At 46.9% G+C, this 22,998-nt stretch carries 24 protein-coding genes; 12 read left to right on the top strand and 12 right to left on the bottom strand.

The window, feature by feature from the left end; all coding sequences use genetic code 11:
* Window positions 1–4 precede the first annotated feature (4 nt).
* On the bottom strand, window positions 5–796 hold the full coding sequence (locus QUA53_RS22110) for a cobalamin biosynthesis protein (RefSeq protein ID WP_333099820.1): 792 nt from the start codon (window positions 794–796) through the stop codon (window positions 5–7).
* Window positions 797–916: 120 nt separating this feature from the next.
* Here QUA53_RS22110 and QUA53_RS22115 point away from each other — a divergent pair, with 120 nt between their 5' ends.
* Together QUA53_RS22115 and QUA53_RS22120 are read left to right on the top strand one after the other, a co-directional pair.
* A complete protein-coding gene (locus tag QUA53_RS22115; RefSeq protein WP_333099819.1) occupies window positions 917–1,054 on the top strand; it encodes a hypothetical protein in 138 nt (45 codons plus the stop codon).
* Between the two features lie 48 nt (window positions 1,055–1,102).
* Window positions 1,103–1,285, top strand: coding sequence for a hypothetical protein (locus QUA53_RS22120; protein ID WP_333099818.1), 183 nt, complete (start codon window positions 1,103–1,105; stop codon window positions 1,283–1,285).
* A 113-nt stretch (window positions 1,286–1,398) separates the two neighbouring features.
* On the opposite strand, the gene QUA53_RS22125 is transcribed toward QUA53_RS22120, so the two are convergent.
* Complete coding sequence (locus QUA53_RS22125; protein WP_333099817.1) at window positions 1,399–1,572, bottom strand: hypothetical protein; 174 nt, start codon at window positions 1,570–1,572, stop codon at window positions 1,399–1,401.
* 82 nt (window positions 1,573–1,654) lie between these two features.
* On the opposite strand from QUA53_RS22125, the gene QUA53_RS22130 reads away from it, so the two are divergent.
* Window positions 1,655–2,017 carry a hypothetical protein gene (locus QUA53_RS22130; RefSeq protein ID WP_333069100.1) on the top strand — a complete coding sequence of 121 codons (363 nt, stop codon included), beginning with the start codon at window positions 1,655–1,657 and terminating at the stop codon, window positions 2,015–2,017.
* Window positions 2,018–2,025: 8 nt separating this feature from the next.
* On the opposite strand, the gene QUA53_RS22135 is transcribed toward QUA53_RS22130, so the two are convergent.
* Both QUA53_RS22135 and QUA53_RS22140 read right to left on the bottom strand, forming a co-directional pair.
* Window positions 2,026–2,547, bottom strand: a complete 522-nt coding sequence (locus tag QUA53_RS22135; RefSeq protein WP_333099816.1) for a GNAT family N-acetyltransferase — start codon at window positions 2,545–2,547, stop codon at window positions 2,026–2,028.
* A 24-nt stretch (window positions 2,548–2,571) separates the two neighbouring features.
* Window positions 2,572–3,189, bottom strand: a complete 618-nt coding sequence (locus QUA53_RS22140; RefSeq protein WP_333099815.1) for a TetR/AcrR family transcriptional regulator — start codon at window positions 3,187–3,189, stop codon at window positions 2,572–2,574.
* Window positions 3,190–3,471: 282 nt separating this feature from the next.
* On the opposite strand from QUA53_RS22140, the gene QUA53_RS22145 reads away from it, so the two are divergent.
* Entirely contained in the window at window positions 3,472–5,067 is a 1,596-nt protein-coding gene (locus tag QUA53_RS22145; RefSeq protein WP_333099814.1) for a pitrilysin family protein, read from the top strand.
* A 283-nt stretch (window positions 5,068–5,350) separates the two neighbouring features.
* Window positions 5,351–6,832: a pitrilysin family protein gene (locus QUA53_RS22150; RefSeq protein WP_333099813.1), complete on the top strand. Its 1,482-nt coding sequence runs from the start codon at window positions 5,351–5,353 to the stop codon at window positions 6,830–6,832.
* Between the two features lie 278 nt (window positions 6,833–7,110).
* Here QUA53_RS22150 and asnS read toward each other — a convergent pair whose 3' ends face one another.
* Window positions 7,111–8,502 carry an asparagine--tRNA ligase gene (gene asnS, locus QUA53_RS22155; RefSeq protein ID WP_333099812.1) on the bottom strand — a complete coding sequence of 464 codons (1,392 nt, stop codon included), beginning with the start codon at window positions 8,500–8,502 and terminating at the stop codon, window positions 7,111–7,113.
* Window positions 8,503–8,615: 113 nt separating this feature from the next.
* Complete coding sequence (locus tag QUA53_RS22160; protein WP_333099811.1) at window positions 8,616–8,981, bottom strand: DUF2203 domain-containing protein; 366 nt, start codon at window positions 8,979–8,981, stop codon at window positions 8,616–8,618.
* 115 nt (window positions 8,982–9,096) lie between these two features.
* On the opposite strand from QUA53_RS22160, the gene QUA53_RS22165 reads away from it, so the two are divergent.
* Entirely contained in the window at window positions 9,097–9,372 is a 276-nt protein-coding gene (locus QUA53_RS22165; RefSeq protein WP_333056391.1) for a DUF6439 family protein, read from the top strand.
* Between the two features lie 246 nt (window positions 9,373–9,618).
* Here QUA53_RS22165 and QUA53_RS22170 read toward each other — a convergent pair whose 3' ends face one another.
* Window positions 9,619–10,107, bottom strand: coding sequence for an anti-sigma regulatory factor (locus QUA53_RS22170; protein ID WP_333076090.1), 489 nt, complete (start codon window positions 10,105–10,107; stop codon window positions 9,619–9,621).
* A gap of 696 nt (window positions 10,108–10,803) precedes the next feature.
* Here QUA53_RS22170 and QUA53_RS22175 point away from each other — a divergent pair.
* Both QUA53_RS22175 and QUA53_RS22180 read left to right on the top strand, forming a co-directional pair.
* Window positions 10,804–11,697, top strand: coding sequence for an alpha/beta fold hydrolase (locus QUA53_RS22175; protein WP_333099808.1), 894 nt, complete (start codon window positions 10,804–10,806; stop codon window positions 11,695–11,697).
* A gap of 143 nt (window positions 11,698–11,840) precedes the next feature.
* Window positions 11,841–12,827 carry an aldo/keto reductase gene (locus tag QUA53_RS22180; protein ID WP_333099807.1) on the top strand — a complete coding sequence of 329 codons (987 nt, stop codon included), beginning with the start codon at window positions 11,841–11,843 and terminating at the stop codon, window positions 12,825–12,827.
* A 242-nt stretch (window positions 12,828–13,069) separates the two neighbouring features.
* On the opposite strand, the gene QUA53_RS22185 is transcribed toward QUA53_RS22180, so the two are convergent.
* Both QUA53_RS22185 and QUA53_RS22190 read right to left on the bottom strand, forming a co-directional pair.
* Complete coding sequence (locus QUA53_RS22185) at window positions 13,070–13,210, bottom strand: hypothetical protein (protein WP_333099806.1); 141 nt, start codon at window positions 13,208–13,210, stop codon at window positions 13,070–13,072.
* 108 nt (window positions 13,211–13,318) lie between these two features.
* Window positions 13,319–15,010, bottom strand: a complete 1,692-nt coding sequence (locus tag QUA53_RS22190) for a transglutaminase family protein (protein WP_333099805.1) — start codon at window positions 15,008–15,010, stop codon at window positions 13,319–13,321.
* 422 nt (window positions 15,011–15,432) lie between these two features.
* Here QUA53_RS22190 and QUA53_RS22195 point away from each other — a divergent pair, with 422 nt between their 5' ends.
* Window positions 15,433–16,299 carry a DUF928 domain-containing protein gene (locus tag QUA53_RS22195; RefSeq protein ID WP_333099804.1) on the top strand — a complete coding sequence of 289 codons (867 nt, stop codon included), beginning with the start codon at window positions 15,433–15,435 and terminating at the stop codon, window positions 16,297–16,299.
* A 432-nt stretch (window positions 16,300–16,731) separates the two neighbouring features.
* Window positions 16,732–18,894, top strand: coding sequence for a ShlB/FhaC/HecB family hemolysin secretion/activation protein (locus QUA53_RS22200; RefSeq protein WP_333099803.1), 2,163 nt, complete (start codon window positions 16,732–16,734; stop codon window positions 18,892–18,894).
* Window positions 18,895–18,983: 89 nt separating this feature from the next.
* On the opposite strand, the gene QUA53_RS22205 is transcribed toward QUA53_RS22200, so the two are convergent.
* The 3 genes from QUA53_RS22205 to QUA53_RS22215 all read right to left on the bottom strand — a co-directional run bounded on the left by QUA53_RS22205 (window position 18,984) and on the right by QUA53_RS22215 (window position 20,619).
* Window positions 18,984–19,382 carry an alr0857 family protein gene (locus QUA53_RS22205; protein WP_333099802.1) on the bottom strand — a complete coding sequence of 133 codons (399 nt, stop codon included), beginning with the start codon at window positions 19,380–19,382 and terminating at the stop codon, window positions 18,984–18,986.
* A 254-nt stretch (window positions 19,383–19,636) separates the two neighbouring features.
* Window positions 19,637–20,152, bottom strand: coding sequence for an HNH endonuclease (locus QUA53_RS22210; protein WP_190660760.1), 516 nt, complete (start codon window positions 20,150–20,152; stop codon window positions 19,637–19,639).
* Between the two features lie 212 nt (window positions 20,153–20,364).
* Window positions 20,365–20,619: a hypothetical protein gene (locus QUA53_RS22215; RefSeq protein WP_333099801.1), complete on the bottom strand. Its 255-nt coding sequence runs from the start codon at window positions 20,617–20,619 to the stop codon at window positions 20,365–20,367.
* Window positions 20,620–20,712: 93 nt separating this feature from the next.
* Here QUA53_RS22215 and QUA53_RS22220 point away from each other — a divergent pair, with 93 nt between their 5' ends.
* Together QUA53_RS22220 and QUA53_RS22225 are read left to right on the top strand one after the other, a co-directional pair.
* The gene (locus QUA53_RS22220; protein ID WP_039886507.1) at window positions 20,713–21,048 is read left to right on the top strand and encodes a ribbon-helix-helix domain-containing protein; all 336 of its coding nucleotides are present in this window, start codon (window positions 20,713–20,715) and stop codon (window positions 21,046–21,048) included.
* 432 nt (window positions 21,049–21,480) lie between these two features.
* On the top strand, window positions 21,481–22,812 hold the full coding sequence (locus tag QUA53_RS22225) for a D-alanyl-D-alanine carboxypeptidase (protein WP_445304979.1): 1,332 nt from the start codon (window positions 21,481–21,483) through the stop codon (window positions 22,810–22,812).
* Window positions 22,813–22,998 lie beyond the last annotated feature (186 nt).

Here is a 22,998-nt window from a genome sequence, read left to right on the forward strand (position 1 = left end):
TACATTATCCCAGATACTCGATCGGGCAAACTGCAACCGCTACTGTTACCGCAGAACCCGCCCTAACCCCTCCTTGTGAAAGGGGGGGATTTTTGGTGCGAAATATTTTTTTAGGAACTAAGAGGGCATTTGAACCGCAGATAAACGCATAGGGGCGCTGATGATTGATGGATATCTGCGTATATTCGCGTTCATCTGCGGTTAAATTTTCTTTTTTAACTGCACAAAGTGCCGCAGCTTCTGCTACGCTGGGCGTCCCGACTGCTTTTGCTGCAATATTTGAAGGGTTGGGGACTTCTACGGAACTTAAAATGTCAGCAGCAAAGGTTTTTAACGGCCAATTTCGCTCTTGACAAAGTTCCAGCAAGCCGACTTCACCTGCTTTAGTGTCTATTGTAGCAATACCTGCGATCGCACTTTCCGCTAAATGATAAGCACGGCATACTTGTTTAATCGCAGTTTCTATTAATTCTCGCCCTGTTCCGCGTTCGCAACCTATCCCTATCCACAACACTCTCGGATGCCACTGAACTTTTGGCAAAGCAGATTCCGGGGAAAATCTTCTCTGCGTGAAACTAATCCAAATTCTGGCTTTGATAGTTGATAGATTTTCCCCATCCCAATACAAAGAATGTTTTTCGGGCAGACTGTTTTGCCACAAAGTAGAACCAACTTCTTGAATTACTTCGACAGTTTCCCCTCTAGCCATAGCCGCCGCCACTCCTGTCCAGTCACCTTCCCCGCGCTGCCAGCCGCTGGGAATGTCTAGCATCTCTAAAGTAAATTCATCGCTCATTATTCCGTTATCTATTCTGTAGTTTCACTGCGACCGCAATCTTAAAAAAAATTTAATACTTTGTTTATTGAAACTTTTGCTACAACTGTAGCATAAAATACAAAAAATCAAACATTTAAGATGGTAGAACTAAATCAGTTACTGTTAGAGTTTGAAAACAACCTCAAATGGGAAGGAGTGACAAAAGAATGGATAGAGCGCCGGGAAAGTTGGGTTAGCGATGTGGCAGCATCAGTTAACCTGACATATCTAGCATAACTGCTAGTTGAATATAAATCTTCTAACTTGCAGTGGGAATCGGTAGATATGCAGTCGCCAGAGCGTCGTAACCGTTGGGTAGAAGAATGTCTTGGAGCATCGATTGTTCAAGAAGTATCAAGTTTATTGCTGGAACTTGAAACCAATACCAATTGGAAAGCTGTGACTACTGATGAATGGCAGCAGAATTGCGAGAAATGGGTACCGCAAATACACAAGTTTAAGGATTAGTTTCCAGGAGTCAGAGCAGGTAGAGATGCGTTTTTATAACCTAATATTTCCTAATGACTAATCGCTAGTTCTTCCTCTTTCAGCTAAACCCCATTTAGAAAAATCTCTGCGAGTCATTCAGCCCTTTTCTGCATTTGCTGCGGAGAAGCATTCGGCTCCATAATCGTATTTTGACTGAAGGGCGCGACTGCAAACATTGCCAAAAATACCTGAGCGACAATTTTCTGATTCATCTTTGGATAAACTTGTTTTTCCATCGCCGTTTCCAAATAAAGCCTCAGCCACATAGCTCATTATAAAAAACCAACAGTCTCAATCAATAAAATTTGTCCAAAAATAGCACAAACTGCAAACAATACCAAATTTAATATGGTAGAACTAAACCAATTACTGTTAGAGTTTCAAGCCCACCTAAGCAGGGACGCAGTGACGGAAGAATGGAAAGAACGTCGCGACTGTTGGATGAGCGAGGTATCAGCAGCAAGTGACGAAAAACACCTAGCGAAATTGCTAGCTGAATTAGAATCCAATTTTCAGCGAGAAGCGGTACAAAGTCTCTGGAAAATGATCCGTGAAAGTTGGGTAGAAGAATGTCATATAGCATCGACGCTGGAAGAAGTATCAAGTCTATTGCTGGAACTTGAAAGCAATACAACTTGGGAAGTAGTGACGGATGAATGGCAGGATAATCGGGAGAAGTGGGTGCAAAAGATGTACGAATTTATAGAGTAATAATTCACTTAATCAAAATCCACTTTCATTGTGAATGATGTCCCTCCTGTGCGGTTGATTGTCTCGCTTCCGTCAATTACTTTAAATCCACAGCGCTCGTACAAACTCAGGGCCCGATTTGAGCTTCTGACACTCAGGGAGACCGATCGATAAGATGCTTTTGCCGCTGACAACAAACGAGCCAGCAACTGCGTTCCTACACCCTGATTTGTATATTCTGGAAGAACCGCGATCGCCAATTCCGGGGTAGTATCGTCAACCCAGCCAAAGCCCTTGTCATCCCCTGTCAACAAACGCAGCCAGGCGGCTCCTACTGGCTGGCTGGCGTTCAATTCGATGGCTGCGAAGCCCAAATCGTTTGCACGTCCCCAATTCTTGACATATTTGGCAATTAAAGGATGATTGACAACCGCTTGCACCGTTGATTCGCCTTCTTCTGCCATGTGCGCCGCTTCATACAGCATTTGCCACAAAAAAGGCTCGTCTTCCTGCGTTAGCCGCCGAATAGAATAGTGCAAAACTTTGCTCATAACAAGTTTTTCCTATTGCCCTAATTATTCATCTTTAATTAAAACCCCATTCAGAAAAATATCTGCGAGTCCTTCAGCCATTTCCTGCATTTGCTGCGGAGAAGCATTCGGCTCCATAATTGTATTTTGACTGAAACCCGCGACTGCAAACATTCCCAAAAATACCTGAGCGACAATCTTCGGATTCATCTTCCGATAAACTCCTTTTTCCATAGCCGTCTCAAAAAAAGCCTCAGCCACATTAGTCATTTTTCCGATGACTTCCAACTGAATTCTGTCGCGCAAATCCGGGTGAAATTGCGCCTCCAAAAAACACACCCGCATCATGTCGCTATTCTCGCGGATATTCAGCATCCGCCGCCGCATCACCTGAGCCACTGCTTTGTAACTGCCCATCTCGCTTAATTCAGTCAGCAAATCCGTCAGCAACTCCACCCATCCTTCCGTCGCCACCTCAATCAAAATCGCTTTTTTATTATCAAAATGCCGAAATAGCGTACCCTCTGCCACCCCCGCCGCCGCTGCTAAATCGCGAGTTGTCGTGCCGTCGTATCCGCTGCGGGCAAACAACCGCTGAGCGGCTTGTAAAATCCGCTTCTTGGTTTCTGTTTCAGAAGGAGGAGACTGATTAAAAATTCGCATGGCTTTGCAATCGGTAATTGGCGACTTGGATCTACGGTATCGGGACTGAATGGCTAAATTAATGTTAAGTTTTAAGTTGTGCGCGGCTTTGATCCCAAACTTAAAACTCCTCGCTCAACTCCAGACCCTTTTTGAGATTTGCTGTATCAGCCTAACATCTGCGGCGCAACAGATCGCTTATGCCTCCAAAAATCTTTATCCTTAAAAAAGAATCTCTGACCGCCGAGCACAAACATTTTTTGTTTGACAATCCAAAATCTCAATTCTAAAATCTAAAATCGAATGACCCCGCAGTTCCAAAAACCCCGTGAAGCGAAGCTATCCCGTAGGGAATCGCCCGATCGCCAAACTCGATTCATCGCCTCCCTGCTGGCCGCTGTACTGCTGTGGTGGGGCATTTCTCCAGAAATGGCCCTTGCCCGCCCCAACCCCGCTAGCGGCTCCCAAGCAGTCTCTGTTCAACCGTCGCTCGATCGAGTAATCAGCCAAGTCAGCGAATTTAAGCTCGACAACGGCATGAAATTCATCGTACTCGAAAGGCCCAGAGCGCCCGTAGCATCGTTTCTGATTCACGCCGATGTCGGCGGCGCAAACGAACCCGACGGTCAAACAGGTGTCGCTCACTATCTCGAACATTTAGCCTTTAAAGGCACGCCAAAAATCGGCACTACCGACTACCAAGCCGAAAAGCCGCTCTTAGAAAAACAAGACCAACTCTTCGAGCAAATGCAAGCAGCCAAGGCCAGCGGCAAAACTGAAGAAGTCGCCCAATTAAAAGCAGAATTCGACAAAGTTGAAGCTGAAGCTTCGCAATTTGTCAAGCGTAATGAACTCGGCAAAATAGTGGAACAAGCAGGCGGAGTCGGACTAAATGCCGCTACTTCCACCGACGCCACAATGTATTTTTACAGCCTTCCAGCTAATAAGTTAGAAATGTGGATGTCGCTGGAATCCGAGCGATTTCTAGAACCAGTATTTCGGGAATTTTACAAAGAAAAACAGGTAATTTTAGAAGAGCGCAGGCTGCGAACCGAGAATTCTCCGATCGGACAAATGGTTGAAGTTTTTGCCAACAAAGCTTTCTCTGCTCATCCCTACCGCCGCCCCGTAATTGGTTACACTGAAGACATTAAAAACCTTAGCCGCAGCGACGTGCAGAAGTTTTTCGAGACTCACTACGTCCCCAGCAAGCTGACTGTGGCCGTGGTAGGAGACGTGAAAGCTTCGGAGGTGAAGCGACTAGCTCAAATTTATTTCGGTCGTTACAAGGCGAAACCAGCGCCTCCAGAATTGCAGATTGTCGAACCTCCCCAAACGCAAACTAAGGAAGTCACGCTGCAATTAAAAACTCAACCTTGGTATTTGGAAGGATACCATCGGCCTGCGATGAATCATCCCGACAATGCGATTTATGAAATGATTGGTTCTTTGCTCAGCGATGGCCGTACTTCTCGGCTTTACAAATCTTTGGTAGAACAACAGCAATTGGCGCTGGCGGCTCAAGGTTTTAGCGGTTATCCGGGGGAAAAGTATCCGAATTTGATGTTATTTTACGCTCAAACTGCTCCGGGCCGCACGGTTGATGAAGTAGCTGCAGCTTTGAGCAAGGAAATCGATCGCCTGAAAACTGAGCCCGTTTCTGCTTTGGAATTGGAGCGGGTGAAAACTCAGGCGAGAGCCGATTTATTGCGATCGCTCAATTCTAATATGGGCATGGCATTTGCGCTGGCGGACTATCAAGTAAACACCGGTTCGTGGCGAAATTTGTTCAAGGAATTGGATGCGATCGCGGCTGTTACTCCCGCTGACATTCAGCGTGTCGCTCAGGCAACTTTTCGCCCGGAAAATCGCACGATTGGTAAGCTTTTGCCACTGTAACCAGAAGGAAGAAGGAAGAAGGAAGAGGTAAGAAGGAATAAGGAAGAAGGAACTCTCGTTTCCAGGCTCTGCCTGGGAACGCATATCCGCGAGGCTTTGCCTCGAATTGTCAACTTATGAAATAAAGGAAAAAGGAAAAAGGAAGAAGGCTCTTCTGCTTCGCTCAGGGTAAGAAGAGGGAAGAAGAAAGAGGGAAGAAACACTCGTTTCCAGGCTCTGCCTGGGAACGTATATCCGCGAGGCTCTGCCTCGAATTGTCAACTTAGGAAACATTGGAGAAAGAATGAAAAGGACTAAATTGAGACTGAAAAAAGTAAAGTTATTTCTGCTATCGCTTTGCTTTTTTACTGTTTCACTTGGCACGTTTAATTTGTTACCTTCCTTTGCGGCGGCACCCAAACACTACGACGAATTAACATTTCCCCCGCTGGCAGAAATTAAACTGCCTAAATACACTCGCTTCGAGCTGAAAAATGGCATTCGGGTGTATCTGATGGAAGACCGGGAACTCCCGTTAGTCGGGGGAACGGCGCTATTTCGCACGGGCGAGCGCTTTGAACCTGCCGAGAAAATTGGATTGGGAGGATTGACGGGAGAAGTGATGCGAACTGGCGGCACGAGCGGGCATACGGCTGATGAATTAAATCAGTTGCTAGAACAGCGAGCAGCTTCGGTAGAAACTGGGATTGATGTTGCTTCTGGTACGGCTAATTTTAGTGCTTTAGCTGAAGATGTGGAACCCGTGTTTGACTTATTTGCGGAAGTGATTCGAGAGCCAATATTTGCTCAGGAAAAGTTAGATTTAGCAAAGAATCAAACTCAAGGTGCGATCGCCCGCCGCAATGACGATCCTGACGGTATTACCGGCCGCGAGTTTCAAAAATTAATTTATGGCGATCGCAGTCCTTACGCGCGCACGGTAGAATACAAAACCCTCGCCAATATTTCCCGCGATGATTTGGTGAGTTTCTACCAGAAATATTTTCATCCCAAGAATATGATTTTGGGTATTTCTGGCGACTTTGATACAGCTAAAATGCGATCGCTCGTCGAGCAAAAATTCGGCAACTGGCAACCGAGTCAAAGTGCAGAAGTGCCTGCACTACCAACCGTATCGCCAGCAAATAGGGGCGGCGTATTTTTGGTAAATCAGCCGCAATTAAGTCAAAGTTACGTGCAAATAGGACATTTGGGCGGAATGCTCAGCAGTCCAGATTACGGTGCTTTGGACGTGATGAACGGGGTTCTCAACGGTTTCGGTGGTCGTTTGTTTAATAACGTGCGATCGCGCCAAGGCTTAGCTTATTCAGTATACGCGGCTTGGAGTCCGAGATATGACTATCCGGGGGTGTTTGTCGCTGGAGGCCAAACGCGATCGGACGCCACAGTACCGTTTATCCAGGCAATTCGCGCCGAGATCGATCGTATCCGCACCGAACCAATTACCCCGGAAGAATTAGCTTTCGCTAAAGATTCCACCCTGAATTCTTTCATCTTTAAATTTGAAAATCCCAGTCAAACTTTGTCGCGATTAATGCGCTACGAATACTACGGTTATCCCGAAGATTTCATTTTTCGCTACCGCCGCAGCATCGAAGCAGCAACAATTGCCGACGTGCAGCGCGTAGCTAAGACTTACTTGAAACCGGAGAATCTTGTAACATTAGTAGTGGGAAATACGGCGGCAATTCAACCGCCGTTATCGAGTTTGGGAAATTCGGTCAAAGTGCAATCTGTTGATATCACAATTCCCTCGGCAACTTAATTGGTAACAAAGGCTTGCATTCCTCTGTTTTCAGGTAGGGAGGCGGGCTTTCGGCCATTGGTGTAAACTTCAGCCTAAAACCCTTGATAAACATCGCTTTTAGCTGAGTCTAGATCCCTCTAAATATCCATTAAGAAGGGGGACTTTGAGAATATTCTTGTCCCCCCCTGATTAAGGGGGGCTAAGGGGGATCGAGGCTTAATCGTCCGACAGTAGACTGATAATACGTTTGACGTTAAGTTGATACCAATGGGTTCTTGGAGTGTCCCTAAGTTTTGCTAAAAATCAATACTCAAAGGCGCTCTCGGAAACGGAATCACATCCCGAATATTCCCCATTCCCGTCATAAACTGCACCAACCGTTCAAATCCCAAACCAAAGCCAGCGTGAGGCACAGTACCGTAGCGGCGCAAATCCAAATACCACCACAATTCCTCCTTATTCATACCCTGCGCTTCCATCCGCCGCTCCAACACATCCAGCCTTTCTTCCCGCTGCGAACCGCCGATTATTTCCCCAATATTAGGAGCCAAAACATCCATGGCTCGCACCGTTTTCTCGTCATCGTTCAAACGCATATAAAATGCTTTAATCCCGACGGGATAGTCGCTGACAATTGTCGGCTTTTTAAACAAGTCCTCAGCCAAATAACGCTCGTGTTCTGACTGCAAATCTAAACCCCAACTGACAGGAAAATCAAACTTTTTGTCGGCTTTTTCCAAAAGTGCGATCGCCTCCGTATAAGTAATCCGCTCGAACTGATTATTAATGATATTTTGAGCAGTAGCCAAAACCGTTTTGTCAATGCGCTCGTTGAAAAACTCCATATCTTCCGGGCAACGATCCAAAACGTATTTAAAAATGTACTTTAAAAACGCCTCAGCCAAATCCATATCTCCCTGCAAATCGCAGAACGCCATCTCCGGTTCAATCATCCAAAACTCAGCCAAATGTCGCGAAGTATTAGAATTTTCCGCTCGAAAAGTAGGTCCGAAAGTGTAAACATTTCCGAAAGCCATCGCCATAACTTCCGCTTCCAACTGGCCGCTAACTGTTAAATAGGCGCGCTTTCCAAAAAAGTCTTTAGCATAATCAACCTCTTGCGAATCAGTGCGCGGCACATTCTTTAAATCAAAGTTGGTAACGGCGAACATTTCCCCCGCACCTTCGCAGTCGCTAGCAGCAATAATCGGAGTGTGAACCCACAAAAAACCGCGTTCTTGAAAAAATTGGTGTACCGCCGCCGAACAAGCATTGCGGACTCGAAAGACAGCACCGTGGGTGTTTGTGCGCGGCCGCAAATGCGCGATTGTCCGCAAAAATTCAAAGGAATGCCGCTTTTTTTGCAACGGATAAGTTTGCGGGTCTGCATCGCCGTAAACTTGCACTTGTGAGGCTTTCAACTCAATGCGCTGTCCTTTTGCTGGAGAAGCTACCAGCACTCCCGACACTTCTAGAGATGCACCTGTATTGAGTTGTTTGAGTACATTTTCAAAGTCTGGCAAATCGGAATTTATGACTACTTGCAAGTTAGCCATCGCCGAACCATCGTTGACTTCGACAAAGGCAAATTCTTTCAATTCGCGTTTGGTACGAACCCAACCTTGAACAGTTACACTTTCGTCGGGTTCACCTGCGCGCAAAATTGCTGCTATTCGTTGATTTGTCATATCCACTCCTGTTTATTTAATATTTATTTTGCACCATATTTCTCTCTTTGCTCTTCCTCTGCGCCTTCTGCGCCCTCTGCGGTAAATAAAAAAATCCAAAATCCCAACCTTGTTCAACCTGCATAGGATTTCAAAATCCAACCGATCAAAATACCGAGTCCCCCAAACCGAACTGCTTGCCAAAAAGGTTGTTTTATGCTCCCCCAAGAAAACAGGCTGCTTTCTAAATTCAACTCGATAGTTTCCAATTCTTGCTCAATTTCCCGCAATTCTTTTTTGAGTTGCGGCAATGGATTTCGGCGCCCCGACTGGCGGATTTCTTCGCGCCGATGGCCGAGTTCGACTTGGCGCTGTCGATCGACCTGAATTTGAGTGTACCGTTCTTTGACTGCCGCCAGCGATCGCTCCACTGCTGCGATCGCTTGAACAAACTCGCTTTCTTGCTCTTCCGGATTTAACTCTGACGGCTGTTGAGGCATTTCGATCTGCAAACCTGACAATAATAAAAAAAACCGATTTCCAATTAAGTTGTTATTATATGCAGTATATTTTTTAAATTCAGAAACGGCAGCCAAATCCGTATAATTGCCAATTATGCTTGAAACTACACAAACAACCCAAACTGTCAACCTCAACGAGCTGAGCACGGTAGAACTAGCCCAAGCTCTAGCCGCGCGCCTCGCCATCCCCGAAAAAGATTGGCACCGCCTCAAAGCAAACCGTTCCGCGCGGGCCTGCGAGCAAGCTGCGGCCGCTTTGGTCTTTTTGCTCAAAAAACAGCCCGAAGAAGCTCTCCCGCGCTTAAACCAAGCAGCAGGATGGCTGGATAGATCTATATCTGCTCCTCCCTGTCCCACCCACGGCAAATAATTTTGAGTATAGAGTCTTGAGTTTTGGTTTGATTAGTCGCTCAAAAATTAGACAATCGCGCCGATCGATCGAGCAGCGCGATTGTGAGTTCAAAAGATTTATACTTTTTTAACTCAAAACTCAGATTTTGCATTATGATCAGCTATCAATAGCCAGAGCGTTCAAATTCTCATTGCAAACTTCAGTCCGGGAACGAAAAATTTTCCAGGTCTAGCTGAGATGAAAAATGCTGCTTTCATAGCGGTGCTAGCGCAAGCGAGGCAGTCGGTAGCGACTTGGAAGTTCTTTGCACAGCCGTAACTCTGTACCTTGAGAATTCCACTCTACCCGATCGAATATTTGGTAAAGAATAAACAAGCCTCTACCGCATTCCTGTTCCACATTGGGTAGTCCAGAGTTATCTGAAACGTCCTCTGCTAGGAGACTGTCGCAATCATCGGTATAAAGGTTACAACTGCAAGGGGCATTAAAGCCAGAACCTTGATCCGATATCACCCACCAATATTGGTTTTGAACGATCGAAAAACGGACTCCAACAGTTTTACCGGGGTCTAATTTGTTTCCATGCTTAGCAGCATTTACCAAAGCTTCTTGAAGCCCCAACCGCAATTCCGCTTGCCAGTAATCTGGCACCTCTGCTAGGAGCAGATCCAAAATAGGACAAAGGTATAGAGTAGAAGCGAAGCTAATCGTAATCCAATTGCGTCCGACGGGACGAGGTGAAATAGCAATCACTCAGAAAACTCCCTAACTTTCAGGTGGATAAAGTTCACACCCTGCATAGTTGGCTCCCTAGTATTCAAAATGCTAATTAATTGAGCGGCGCAGCTCTACTTCTATATTAGAGTATCTAAGCAATTAAGAACAGCAAACAACGTCACAAAATATTCAGCGATTCTGAGAAACTTCTGCAGAGAACCATCGGTAATTTTACTTATAACTTCTCCCAGCCGCGAAATTTTTGATTTCAGCTTTTGTCAACTCGCAACCAAACGGCTCGCTGCATCCCCACGCCGTCAACACCTCTTGAACAAACGATCCCCACCTGGAAAAGCTCGCAAATAACTATAAAAAAGTCGATCCCTTGACTCTCGCCCATCCGGTTCGACCCTCGCCGCCAAGCTTTGCACCCATAGCCCCAGAGCTATCTCTTACCGCCACACAGAACAATCATCATACCTAGGTATGTTGCACCCAAAACCCGATTTATTTTCCCAAATGCGATCGGGCAAAACATCTCCCATTGCTGCGCCCCTCACAAAATCAATATTCGTTACAAAACTTATTAATTCTGAGTGCGGAAGATCGCCAGATCTCAACTCGCTCACATTGACGAATCCTTTGCTAGCGGAACCCCCGCGCGGATGGCAAACTTTATAAATCTGAGCGTCGCGATACAATAGTTAAAGTAAATAATTATTTCTTTACATTATGCAAGCAAACCCAGCCGTCACCACAGCCCCCATAGCCGGCACTTACTGGCAGTGGCGGGGGCATTCAGTATACTATGTTCGATCCAGCGATCGGCATCCAAAACGCCCTCCCCTGCTGTTAATTCACGGTTTTGGAGCCTCCACAGACCACTGGCGCAAAAATATCAGCGGGCTGAGCAAAGACTTTGAAGTGTGGGCGATCGACCTTTTGGGATTTGGGCGATCGGCAAAACCCGAATTGCAGTACAGCGGCGACCTCTGGCGCGACCAACTCCACGACTTTATCACCAACATCATCGGCCGGCCCGCCGTACTAGCCGGCAACTCCCTCGGAGGCTACGCCGCCTTGTGTGTAGCAGCCCAGCGCCCCCAATCAGCAGCCGGACTCATATTAATCAACAGCGCCGGCCCCTTCAGCGAACCGCAGCCCGCACCCGAAGCCCCCCCCTTGCAAAAAGCCATATCTGCAATAGCTAAAACCTTATTTCAGCAAGATTGGGCAAGTTTTCTGCTGTTCCAGTACGTGCGCCAGCGATCGACAATTCGGAAAACCTTAGAAAAAGTTTATCTCGACCAAAGCGCCGTCACAGACCAATTAGTAGAAGAAATATACCTTCCCTCCTGCGATCCCGGTGCCCCCAAAGTATTCGCTTCCGTATTCCGAACACCCCAAGGCGAAAAAATTGACGTATTACTTAGTCAATTAACCTGCCCGTTGCTAATGCTGTGGGGAGAAGGCGATCCGTGGATGAATTCCACAGAAAGAAGCGCCAAATTTCGCAAACACTATCCGCAGTTAACAGAACACTTTATCAAAGCCGGTCACTGTCCCCACGATGAAGTACCAGAACAGATAAACGAACTGATTCGCGCATGGATAATTGACCAATAGTCGATCGGCACATAAATAATTTTCCCCAGGCTATCTCCTCCCTCGGAGAGGGGGAAAATTATCCGATTTGCAGTAAAAGTTTATGTATTGTGCCAACACAAACGCGGTTAATTTCTCTCACATATTCTGAGGAGACGGAAACCATGACCCGCAAAAAGACTCGCCGCAATTTTATATTGAGCAGTATAGCTGTTGCCAGCGGCATTGCAGGCGCTAAGGCGATTGAACAGCAGGATCGGGAAATCGCAGCCGCACCAAATAACAAGGCCGCCACCACAGTAAAAATGCCAGAACGAGTGTTAGGCAAAACCGGGGTCAAAGTGCCGATTTTCGGTTTGGGTGGGGCCGGACAAACACCGCTGTCGCAGCCGGGAAGAGAAGCAGAAGCAGCGGCGCAAATTGAACGCGCGATCGAACTAGGCATTCGCTATTTTGACACGGCGGCCGAGTACGGGCCCAGCGAAGAAAACTTAGGCAAAGTTTTGCCACCATATCGATCGCGCCTATTCCTAGCCACAAAAACCTCCGCCAGAGACAGAGACGGCGCGTGGAGAGACTTAGAGCGATCGCTCAAAAGATTGAAAACCGATCGGCTAGACTTGTGGCAACTCCACCACGTCTCATTCCAAGCCGAATTAGACCAAATTTTCAGTGCCAAAGGAGCAATAAAGGCGATCGAACAAGCCAAAGAGCAAAAAATAATTCGTTTTTCCGGTATAACCGGACACCACGAACCTGCTATCATTGTGGCCGGCTTGGAGCGCTATCCTTTTGATACAATATTAATCTCCCTCAACGCCGCCGAAAAACATCATCCGCGCTCCTTTGTTACCACCGCTTTACCAGTAGCCAAAGCCAAAAACATCGGCGTCATAGCCATGAAAATACCTGCTTACGGCAAATTATTTGAGAACGGTGTTTTAGATGGAATGCACCAAGCAATGGGCTACACGCTTTCTCTTCCCGGCGTTAACTGCTGCATCATCGCTGCCGACTCAGTAAAGCAATTAGAAGAAAACTTAAAAGTCGCCCAAGAATTCCAACCGCTGAACGAAACAGAAATGGCAGCACTTGAAAAACGCACCGCTGCGGCTTGGCAAGAAAACACATTTTTCCGACAGTGGACTTAAACTCCCCAATACACAATCCCCTTTTTCCTCTGTGTTTATTGTGTTGTGTTTATTATGGCGCGGGACGCCCGTGAGTCGTAGTTTTGTAGGAAGACTCAAGTGGTCACTACAAACTTCTAACGGTTATGTTAATGAACTTGATATCCTCTGCAGTGAAAATATTTCAAATCACAAAACAAGGCGAGCCAACCAGGTCGCCTTGTTTTTTATCATAAAAAATGCGATTTGTCAACAGCAAACCGTTACTTTTTTTTCCGTTTAGCCTTATCTAACCGCCTGCGATCGCGCCACTCAACCGCCGTCAAATAAGCGACTCCGCCAGTCACAGTCAGCAGCAGTATAAAGGCCACTGAAACAAGAATATTAGCAATCGAAAATTCCACAACCCCTCTTCCTCTGATTTTACATTTTCTACTTTCGATTTTAGATGAAAAATGTTAACAATTAACAGTTGAATGTTGACGGCTAACTGTTAATTGTTAACACTCTCTTCAAACTGCTGGCAAATCTTCCAAAATTGTAAACCTCACATGATTAATTGCCAGACTCCCCACGGAAACATCCTCCTTGTTCAAAGGGAGACCGCCGCTCGTGAGACTTTGAAACCGAATTCCCTTGCCAATTTCTACGTGATACCAAGCCAAACCCATAAAAAATCGCAAAGGATAAGGGCCTCTGTCTTGAATATCATCAGGATTAGATTCCATCGGCACCCAGCCAAAACCCGGAATGTAAAATTCCAGCCAAACGTGATTGAAATCCGGCTCCAGCGCCACACCTTTTCTGTCAGCAAAAGCCGGACACTTGTAGCGGCCTATCGTGCGGCAAGCAATCCCGTTCAACCTTGCCAAAGCCAACAACAAGCCCACGTACTCGCCACAAGAACCGATGCCGCGGCGTAATACAATATCTGGAGTGTCAATGTGAGGCCTAATTCCGTAAGAAAGTTGGTCGTAAACAAAATTGCGAATGCTCAGTAACTGCCTCAGAATATTAGTTTCTGAGCCAATGGCAGCCACAGCAGCCGATCGCACAATCTCCGTATCCATCGCCAAATTGTCATTATCCACCAAATACTTAGCTGCAAACTCCGGCGACAGCTTGGGAATCTTTTCGACATCCCTAGGCGACAACTGATACTTAATCGATCGAACTTCTAACAAAGCCTTCCAGCCAAAAATTCGGCGTTCTCCCGGGTGCAGCCGATCGAACTTAAACACCGCCACCCGTTCTCCTTCCTGAATTTCCTCAGTAAAAGGCATTCCAATCGGCGTAATTTTCCTGACCTTTTGTCGGTGAGTTTCCGAAGGCAAAGCAATCCGCCACTCCAAATTTTCGATTTCTACCTCATCGAGAGGAGACAGTTCCTCCACATAAGACATTTCCATCAAAAAACCGTTTGACAGAGCGTAGCGCTCGGCTTCATTGTAGTGAAAATATAAAGGCTGAATAAAAGTGCGATCGCGCTTTGTCAACTGAAAAGGATCTTCCGAATTCGGGTCATCCCGGATGTAAAGTTCATCCCCGGCATAAGCCACGTACAGAACCTCCTCTCCCGTTTCGGAATCCTTGTGAAAAGCCAAACCAGAAGGCGACTCAAAGGGAGTCAAAACGCTAAATTTAATCTCCCCAGTTCCCCGTTCCAAACAGTAAACAGTTTGCTCAGTCTTGTCGCAAACCCAAATTTCCTCATCCCGGACTGTGATATTTTCCACCCCTATACCGGGAGCGTAAAACCGAGTAATTTCCCGACCAGTTTTCAGGTCAAAAACCAGAATCGCATTTAATCTCTGGCAAGTCGCATAAAGCGTAGATTTCCACACAGCAATCCCGTCAGCAGGATAAGAAAGTGAAACAAAATGTTCCGGTTTGAGTGCAGCGATCGCCCCGTCCCGAACTGCGCCCCGACAGCAACAAATATCCTCATCCCGCGCAAACCAGAGAGTATCTTCCGAAATAGCCAGCCCGGTTGCGCCCGCAAACTTAGCCGTTTGATAAGGATTCAAAACAGTAGTGTTGTCAGTTTCTCGATCGATCTCCAATAGCAGCCCTTCGGCGCGATCGACAGCGAACAACCTATTTCCTAAAAAAGCAATGCCGTGCAGTGCCAAGACTCCGATGGGTCTTACCATCCGCAGCCCCGAAGGCTGTTTGTCCGAGAGAACAGGTGAATCGAGATTCATGCTAAATTTCTTGCCGGTATTGTACAGAAAACCTGATTTGTAACTTGTAGCCGCTCGCTTGAGGTTAACCAGCAAAATTGCCGAGTTTCCTGATATTCAGGATTGACGCATCAACCGGGTGTTTTTACGAAAAGACGCGCTGTATCCTCTGGCTAGAGTTAAAAGGATCCGAATATTAGTCTTTGTCAAAGTTGGGTTTAACAAGCTCAACCCAACCTGGTGCCGTGAATGGAAGTAAGTATAACTACTAAGCTACCACTGACAAAGGCGACACAGAATTCTATGTTGAGCACAGCGACCAAAATAATCGTATCTGCCTAAAGATATAAATTAAGTACAACAGATTACTATATCCGTCAAAACCTTGGATAGAATAAAACCGTGCGATAAAGTTCCTAGGTTCATCAAAAGGCAGGTTCGTCATGGCTTTGAAGTCTGCTCTAAATATCGGTGCTTTTTCATTAATTCTGTCTTTAGAGGCAGTTGCCGCCGGTAGTTTCTTAATACCAGCAGAGGCTCTCAACAGCCCCGCAAACATTGTCAAGCGCCCCTCACCACGGCAGCTACCCCTCAACTGGCAAACAGTTCAACCCCCTGAAACCAGGGGAAGCACACCGAACATTCAGCCAACCGGTTCCACGTGGAATACCTTTCAACCGCCGGAGGACGGAGTACCCGGAAGGCGTGAAGGGGGAGGAACCCGCGGCTTAGAATGCCCCACGGCCACAACTGCCTTAACTGCTTTGATTCCCCAATCAACTATGGGGCAAACCATATCAGCAAAGCCAACATTTTTCTACTACCTTCCTATAGCCCTCGACAAAACAGTTCAGTTTGAGTTAGCAGACCAAAGAGACAAAACACTGTACAAAAAAAGTTTTCGCATGGTAACTAGCCGTGCAGGTGTAGTTAGCGTCAGCCTCGACTCCGACGACAACTCGCCAACCCTGGAAGTTGGCAAAAACTATCAATGGTACTTTACTATCAAATGCAACCCCAAAAATACAAGAGATGATGTTCTCGTTTCCGGGTGGATCAACCGCACCGCACTCGCCCCAACCGTGCAAACAGAGTTGGATCGATCGCCCGATCTCACCAAGCTCAGTATCTTCGCCCAACAACGTCTTTGGTACGAGTACCTGGCAACTCTAGCTCAATTGCGTATCGAGTCTCCCAGCGATGCCAGTTTAGCGATCGAGTGGTCAGCAGTGCTCAACTCAGTCGAACTCGGCAAAATAGCCCAAGAACCCTTAGTCACAAGTGAATTAACACCTATCACCAGAAAATAATTAAACACCAGTTCCAAAAAAGAATGCAACGGTAGGCAAGCCCCAAACTGTGATAGCCATCAGTCAGTTGATTTTAGATTTTAGATTTTAGATTTTAGATTTACTTGTTGCATTGAATCAGGAATCTCGAACAGGAGTCTAAAATTTTAGGATCTACGCTGATGAGCGTTCGGGGTACGGTATCCGTTTTTGGGCGAGTCATTGCCAAATCTCAAATCTCAAATGGTATGACTGGTGCAGCAAGTACGACAAACTCGGTTTAAAGCGCGGTATTTGGCAGCGCCACAGATGATTTTTGGCTGTTGCGGGTTGTTTGGTCGATCGTGCTAAATAAATTAAAATTTGTGTACCGATCGGCAAGCAGTTCTGACTTCTGGCATCTTAAAAGGCGGACTGTGAAGATTTTGATGGTCAAATTTCGCCTAATACTAAATGATAAACTGGCATAGTCAAGCAGCCGACAAACTTATTTTAGAGAAATTATTAATTATGCGCCCGAATGCAAATATTGCACTATTTCGGTTAGGGATTTCACTTCTAACTTCGCTCCCGATGGTTTGCTTTTACACCAATAAAGCTATATCCCAAACCAACGATATTTCTCAGTTGCCCGTCGCCGCTGACAACTCAGCAGATACCGGCAATCAAGTATTAGCACTGCAAAAACTGGAAATCAAGCAGGATGAAACAGCGACCAACTTAAATCAGCTTCGCGATTCCATCGAGACCAACCCTGAACCAGAAACACAATCGAACCCCGCCGAGAACAGCCCAGATGCCTGTTCCACAATCGATGAAGCTGCTTGTGGTGCGGGCATCTTGCCCGAACAAACAAATCTGGTTGACAACGATCCCCAATGTCAGAACCAGCTAAATTGTAATCATGTTTTAGCTCAGAACCCGCAGACGCCACCGGGAAACCTCCCGCCCGACTTAAACCGCGAGCGACTACCAGATCCGCTGTTACCGTCGCCGCCGACTCAGCCAGATCCAAATCGCGATCGATTTCTGCAACCGGCCCCGCAGCCTTCGCCAGAACCTCCCCAAGTACCCCCCACAGTAGCGCCGCCGTCCCCATCGCCAGTTCCCTCAACCCTGCCGAATACACCAATTGAGGTGCAGAAAATTCAAGTAGTGGGCAGCACAATTTTAAGCCAAGACGAAATTAATGCCTTAGTCAACCCCTTAGAAGGCCGTTCTACCACCCTAGAACAGCTCAAACAAATCGCCGACAAAATTACCGAAATTTACCTCAATCGTGGCTACATCACTTCGAGAGCAGTCTTGCCACCCCAAACTATCACCGCAGGGGTAGTCCAAATTCAAGTGATTGAAGGCAAGCTAGCCCGAATTGAGGTAGAAGGAACTAAAAGATTGAATCCAAATTACATCCGCAGCCGGATTCGACTCGGTGCCGGAATGCCTTTAAGCACAGCTTCCTTAGAAGACCAACTCCGGCTGTTGCGGGTCGATCCTTTATTTGACAATGTAGAGGCCAGTCTGCGGGCTGGGGATAATGAAGCCGAGAGCATTCTGATCGTCAGAGTCTCGGAAGCTAATCCATTTCAGCCTACTTTCAGCATTGACAATTACTCGCCTCCCAGTGTCGGTTCCGAAAGATTGGGAGTTAGTTTGCGGCACCGCAATATAACAGGAAATGGCGACGAACTTGCGGCGGCTTATTATCGATCGCTCGGCGATTCAGACGTATTTGATTTCAGCTATCGCGTGCCGCTAAATGCGATGAACGGCACTTTGCAATTGAGGGCGGCCCCGAACCGCAACAGTATCGTACAAGCACCTTTTGACGCTTTTGACATTTCAGGAAAATCGCATTTATTTGAAGTTAGTTACCGCCAGCCGCTGCGGAGAACGCCGATCGAAGAATTTGCGTTGTCTGCCGGTTTTACTTATCAGACAGGCAGAACTTTTCTCGCCGGCGAACCGTATGCTTTTGGCATCGGCCCGGATTCCAATGGTGTCACCACTACGAGTTCAATTAAGCTGGGACAGGACTACATTCGGCGCGACCCTCAGGGCGCTTGGGCTTTGCGATCGCAATTTACGATCGGCACTAGCTTGTTTGATGCTACTCAAAACGAAGGTTCTGACCCGGACGGACAATTTTTTAGTTGGCTGGGTCAAGTGCAGCGAGTACAGCGATTGAATGACAAACATTTATTAATTTTGCAGGCAGACTTGCAGTTGTCAGCTAATAGTTTGTTGCCTTCCCAGCAATTTGTAATTGGCGGCGGGCAATCTTTGCGTGGCTACCGCCAAAATGTCCGTTCTGGCGATAACGGCTTCAGAGTTTCCATCGAAGATCGGATTACTTTGCAGCGCGATGCTTCGGGAAATCCAAAACTACAATTAGCTCCATTTTTGGATGCAGGTACTGTATGGAACGTTGCGAACAATCCTAATAAATTAACCAATCAGACATTTTTAGCCGGTCTGGGTTTGGGGGTAATCTGGGAACCGATACAGCGGGTGAACCTGCGGGTAGATTACGCTTTCCCTTTGGTGAGAATTAGCGATAAAGGCGACAATCTGCAAGATAAGGGAATTTACTTCAACATAATTTATACGCCTTAAGGAGAGAGGGAGAGTGAAGAGTGGGGAGTGGGAGAAAGTGGAAGATGAAGAAAATATTTCCCTCTTCCCTCTTCCTTCCACATCCGATATTAATCGCCGACTTCCCCGACAACCTCTGCAGCAGCCTGAGTTTCGAGCCAGAGATTGAGCAGCAATAGCTCCGCCCGATCGCCCAACACAGTCGCAAACACGCCGTCAGCCCCCTCGGACGCCTCAGAAATCCACGTACCGCGCAGAGTCACTTCTACAAAGTCAGTATCAGCAACACAAAGCTCGATCGCATCGTTGTCGTTTCGGCGGGCCTCAGATTCCAACAGAGACAGCGCCGGCAAATTCGCGGGCAGCAAAAATGCCGCAGTGCTCGGTTCGACGCTGATGCTTTGACCAACTCGCATAGCCAGCACAACTCGCAGCGCCACTAACTGTTCGGGAGATTGAGCCAAACGCTCGAGGTTAAAGCCCGTTTCAGTGTAAGTCAACTTCAGCATATTGACAGCCCTAAATTTGGAATTGAAAGTTTAAAATTGAAAATCGGGAACTGGGCATGGGGAATAGGGCATCGGGCATTGGGCATCGGGCATCGGGCATTGGGCATTGGCCATCGGACATTGGATAGGTCGGAATGAAAAGTTTGCTATTGGGACCTAAAATCCTTTTCAATTACAGGACTTAATTAGCTATTAACTATTAGCTATTACCAATTACCAATTACTTGTTTGGTCCATGCCCTATTCCCCATGCCCTATTCCCCTATTTGATATTCGTGCCAAAACAGTTCGGCAAAAGCAACAGTGGGGTGTATGGGAGCCTTTGGCTTAGTTCGCAGAGACATTCCAGCTTCTATAGGAGTTCGATCGCCCTTACGAGAGTTGCACCGTTCGCAAGCAGTCACTACGTTGTCCCAAGTATGCGGGCCGCCCTTCGATCGAGGCATCACGTGATCCAGCGTCAAATGCCGATTGCTACCACAGTATTGGCAAGAATGAGCGTCGCGGCGCAGAACTTCCCGGCGATTGACCGGGGGTACTTTCCACAAGCGTTCCCTGTTACCAAAAGTTAAGCGGATTTGTTCGGGTACGTGGATGCTGGTGCTGGGCGATCGTACCAGCCAGCCGTTGCCGATGCTAAAATCCAGAGGTTCAGCTTTGCCTGTTACCAACAGTACGATCGCCCGTTTGATGTTGACACGGCTCATTGGTAGGTAATTCTGAGAAAACACCACCACAGATTGCCTCAATACATCAGTTACTACGGTCACGGCTTGCTCCTCCTCATCAATTTTGGATTTTAGATTTTGAATTTTGAATTTTGCTTGCTTCGTCAGCATTGGCTACATCTGGTTTTTTCCCAGTTCCCCAAGCGGATCGAATTTCTCAAATATCCAATCAAATGCCCCCGCTTCTCTTACTTAGAAGCGGGGGCTAGAAAAACTGCTAAAGGCAAATTTTCATCCTGTCTTGGTACAGTCGTTTAGCTGTACCTCCCGCTTCGCGTATCTCGATGTGGCTGTGCCACTTGCAGACCGTCCCGGTCTACCTCGTTGTAATTAATTTCTGCAATTTGTCCTAATCCACTATAACCGCGTTTAATTAGGCCCAAGCCCGCCCACGAGGTTGCTGTGACAGTCGCAAAACCCGTGCTAAAAACGTGCCGTAACGACTCAGAGTGACCCGTGGGGCGATCGCACTTCAATTGATAGGTGGAGTAGGTGGGGAGAAATTTCACAGCAGGCAGAAGGTGGTTAAGAGGCTTTCAATCTAGCTGTAAACATACTACACTGATATTACACATATGTCCACCCGTCACGGAGAAAAAATTATGCATACCCTACCTAGAACCTCAACCACCGAAATGGAAGTCACCAGCATTCGACTCGAAAGAGAACTCAAGGAGAGACTTAAAGAGCTCGCGGGCAATCAAGGCTATCAAGCTTTGATTCGAGATTTGCTCTGGAATTACGTGCAGCAGAAGTCTGGAGAGTATCGGCAGATGTTTTCTCGATCGGATATTCGAGCCAGCATTAATGCCACAGCACAGCAGGAGGAACGCTGCGCGCTTACAGGAGAGTTGATTCGACCGGGCGGGCCGATGTTATTAGGCCTGACGATGCACGGCGAAATGGTGCCGCTGAGTATAGGGAGTATGGCTGGATAAACCAGTTTATCGAAAATTTGTGAGAGCGATCGGCCTGGGGTGAAGGCCCCAGGCGCTGAAGATCATACTATTTTAGATTTTAGATTTTAGATTTCAATACTTCGGGCAGTTTTTGATTACCAACCGTAGAATAAGGGTTTCCAGGCTCCAAGGCAATCGAGCTACCAACGGAAAATCCAGGGTTTCAGACTACGAACTAAAAACAGTCCGGACTATTGGTATAAAATTCCGCAGTCTTTAAAAAATATCTATTTAACGAACCGTGAAGACGCAAAGAACGCGAAGGAAGATGGAGAAGAAGAGAGGTAATGTCAGCGGTTCGGGAGTCTGGTAACGCAGATGCGGAGGCTCCACAACGCGCTGGCTAGTGCTAAAATTTCCATCGGGCGTGCCGAACAGACGATCGTACATTTGATGAAAAAAATTAAAGTAATGCTGAAAAACCGCTACTTGACTGCTGCGAGTTCGATCGCCCTTCTTACAATTATTGCCGGATGTGCAGCTACTGAATCACCTCAACTTGCATCTCCCTCTCCTGTAGCTGAAGCTTCCCCGCCGCCAGTTAAACCAAGTCAGCCTCAGCCCTTAATAGTCTCTGCTAGCAATCCCGAAACCCCCACAAGTACCAAAATCCAGCAATATCTCAACGGGTTGGCAGCCCAAGGTTTTGCCAAAGAAAACCAAGGCGTCTGGATGCAATCTGGCAATACTTTGCTAGCCAATCACCAAGGTACAGTTCCTCTGTCGGCCGCTTCTATTACCAAAGTAGCAACATCTCTGGTAGCGCTGCAACAATTCGGGCCGGAACATCAATTTATCACCTTAATTGGTACAACGGGAAAAATAGAAAACGGCATACTAAAAGGCGATTTAATTGTTCAGGGAACCGCCGATCCGTTGTTTGTTTGGGAAGAGGCGATCGCCCTTGGTAACGCCTTAAGTCAAAAAGGGATCAAGCGAGTCAGTGGCAATTTAATAATTGTCGATAAGTTTTATATGAACTTTGAACTCGATCCCTTCAAATCGGGAGAATTGCTCAAACAAGGATTGAACAGTCAAATCTGGCCCAGCGAAGCCGCCGCCCAGTATCAAACTCTGCCTCCCAATACGCCAAAACCCCAAATAGCCATTGAGGGTACTGTACAACTTTTGCCAACATCTCCCAACGACGTGCAGCCTTTAGTCAAACATTATTCTTTGCCCCTTGCTGAACTGATCAAAAAAATGAATCAGTACAGCAACAATCTCATGGCAGATATGCTAGCTGATACTGTCGGGGGCGCCAAAACTGTCGCGCAAAAAGCAGCAGCAGCAACCGGAGTTCCGCCCGCAGAAATTCAACTCGTCAACGGTTCGGGATTGAGCGAAGAAAATCTCATTTCTCCCCGGGCTGCTTGTGCGTTGTTTATAGCTTTAGAACGCTATCTTGAACCTTACAGCATGACAGTTGCTGATGTCTTAACTGTAGTTGGGAAAGATAAAGGAATACTATCAGAACGGCCGCTTCCCAAATTAGCAGTAATCAAATCTGGCACGTTGGATAATGTTAGCGCTTTGGGCGGAGCGCTGCCAACTCAAAAACAAGAAACAGTGTGGTTTGTGATTATGAATCGCGGGGCAAATGTCGAGACATTTCGCACTCAGCAAGAGGTTTTGCTGAAAAGCTTTTTGAATGAGTGGGGAAGTGTTCAAGTTTCGCCACCCGAATTAACGCCAAATCCTGCTAGAAGCAGTAAGGTATCTCGCAGCGAAATCATCAATTAATCGGGTTTGTAGTAAGGACTTGAGTCCTTGATTTTTAAGTAGCGCAAGGTGCGCCACAAGCACCTAGCCCGCTCAGGAGTGCGATCCTCTTCGTTGGCGTAGCCCCCGTAGGGGCGGGCTGCGCTAACGACGGATTTGCCTCATTCTAGGTTTTGGCGATCGGCAATAAACAAGATTTATTACCGA

The sequence above is a fragment of the Microcoleus sp. Pol12B3 genome, assembly GCF_036701355.1.
GTDB lineage: Bacteria > Cyanobacteriota > Cyanobacteriia > Cyanobacteriales > Microcoleaceae > Microcoleus.

Coding starts and splice junctions, on each gene's coding strand:
- QUA53_RS22110 (WP_333099820.1), bottom strand. CDS start 796: ATGAGCGATGAATTTACTTTAGAGATGCTAGACATTCCCAGCGGCTGG.
- QUA53_RS22115 (WP_333099819.1), top strand. CDS start 917: ATGGTAGAACTAAATCAGTTACTGTTAGAGTTTGAAAACAACCTCAAA.
- QUA53_RS22120 (WP_333099818.1), top strand. CDS start 1,103: ATGCAGTCGCCAGAGCGTCGTAACCGTTGGGTAGAAGAATGTCTTGGA.
- QUA53_RS22125 (WP_333099817.1), bottom strand. CDS start 1,572: ATGTGGCTGAGGCTTTATTTGGAAACGGCGATGGAAAAACAAGTTTAT.
- QUA53_RS22130 (WP_333069100.1), top strand. CDS start 1,655: ATGGTAGAACTAAACCAATTACTGTTAGAGTTTCAAGCCCACCTAAGC.
- QUA53_RS22135 (WP_333099816.1), bottom strand. CDS start 2,547: ATGAGCAAAGTTTTGCACTATTCTATTCGGCGGCTAACGCAGGAAGAC.
- QUA53_RS22140 (WP_333099815.1), bottom strand. CDS start 3,189: ATGCGAATTTTTAATCAGTCTCCTCCTTCTGAAACAGAAACCAAGAAG.
- QUA53_RS22145 (WP_333099814.1), top strand. CDS start 3,472: ATGACCCCGCAGTTCCAAAAACCCCGTGAAGCGAAGCTATCCCGTAGG.
- QUA53_RS22150 (WP_333099813.1), top strand. CDS start 5,351: ATGAAAAGGACTAAATTGAGACTGAAAAAAGTAAAGTTATTTCTGCTA.
- asnS (WP_333099812.1), bottom strand. CDS start 8,502: ATGACAAATCAACGAATAGCAGCAATTTTGCGCGCAGGTGAACCCGAC.
- QUA53_RS22160 (WP_333099811.1), bottom strand. CDS start 8,981: ATGCCTCAACAGCCGTCAGAGTTAAATCCGGAAGAGCAAGAAAGCGAG.
- QUA53_RS22165 (WP_333056391.1), top strand. CDS start 9,097: ATGCTTGAAACTACACAAACAACCCAAACTGTCAACCTCAACGAGCTG.
- QUA53_RS22175 (WP_333099808.1), top strand. CDS start 10,804: ATGCAAGCAAACCCAGCCGTCACCACAGCCCCCATAGCCGGCACTTAC.
- QUA53_RS22180 (WP_333099807.1), top strand. CDS start 11,841: ATGACCCGCAAAAAGACTCGCCGCAATTTTATATTGAGCAGTATAGCT.
- QUA53_RS22190 (WP_333099805.1), bottom strand. CDS start 15,010: ATGAATCTCGATTCACCTGTTCTCTCGGACAAACAGCCTTCGGGGCTG.
- QUA53_RS22195 (WP_333099804.1), top strand. CDS start 15,433: ATGGCTTTGAAGTCTGCTCTAAATATCGGTGCTTTTTCATTAATTCTG.
- QUA53_RS22200 (WP_333099803.1), top strand. CDS start 16,732: ATGATAAACTGGCATAGTCAAGCAGCCGACAAACTTATTTTAGAGAAA.
- QUA53_RS22205 (WP_333099802.1), bottom strand. CDS start 19,382: ATGCTGAAGTTGACTTACACTGAAACGGGCTTTAACCTCGAGCGTTTG.
- QUA53_RS22220 (WP_039886507.1), top strand. CDS start 20,713: ATGCATACCCTACCTAGAACCTCAACCACCGAAATGGAAGTCACCAGC.
- QUA53_RS22225 (WP_445304979.1), top strand. CDS start 21,481: ATGCTGAAAAACCGCTACTTGACTGCTGCGAGTTCGATCGCCCTTCTT.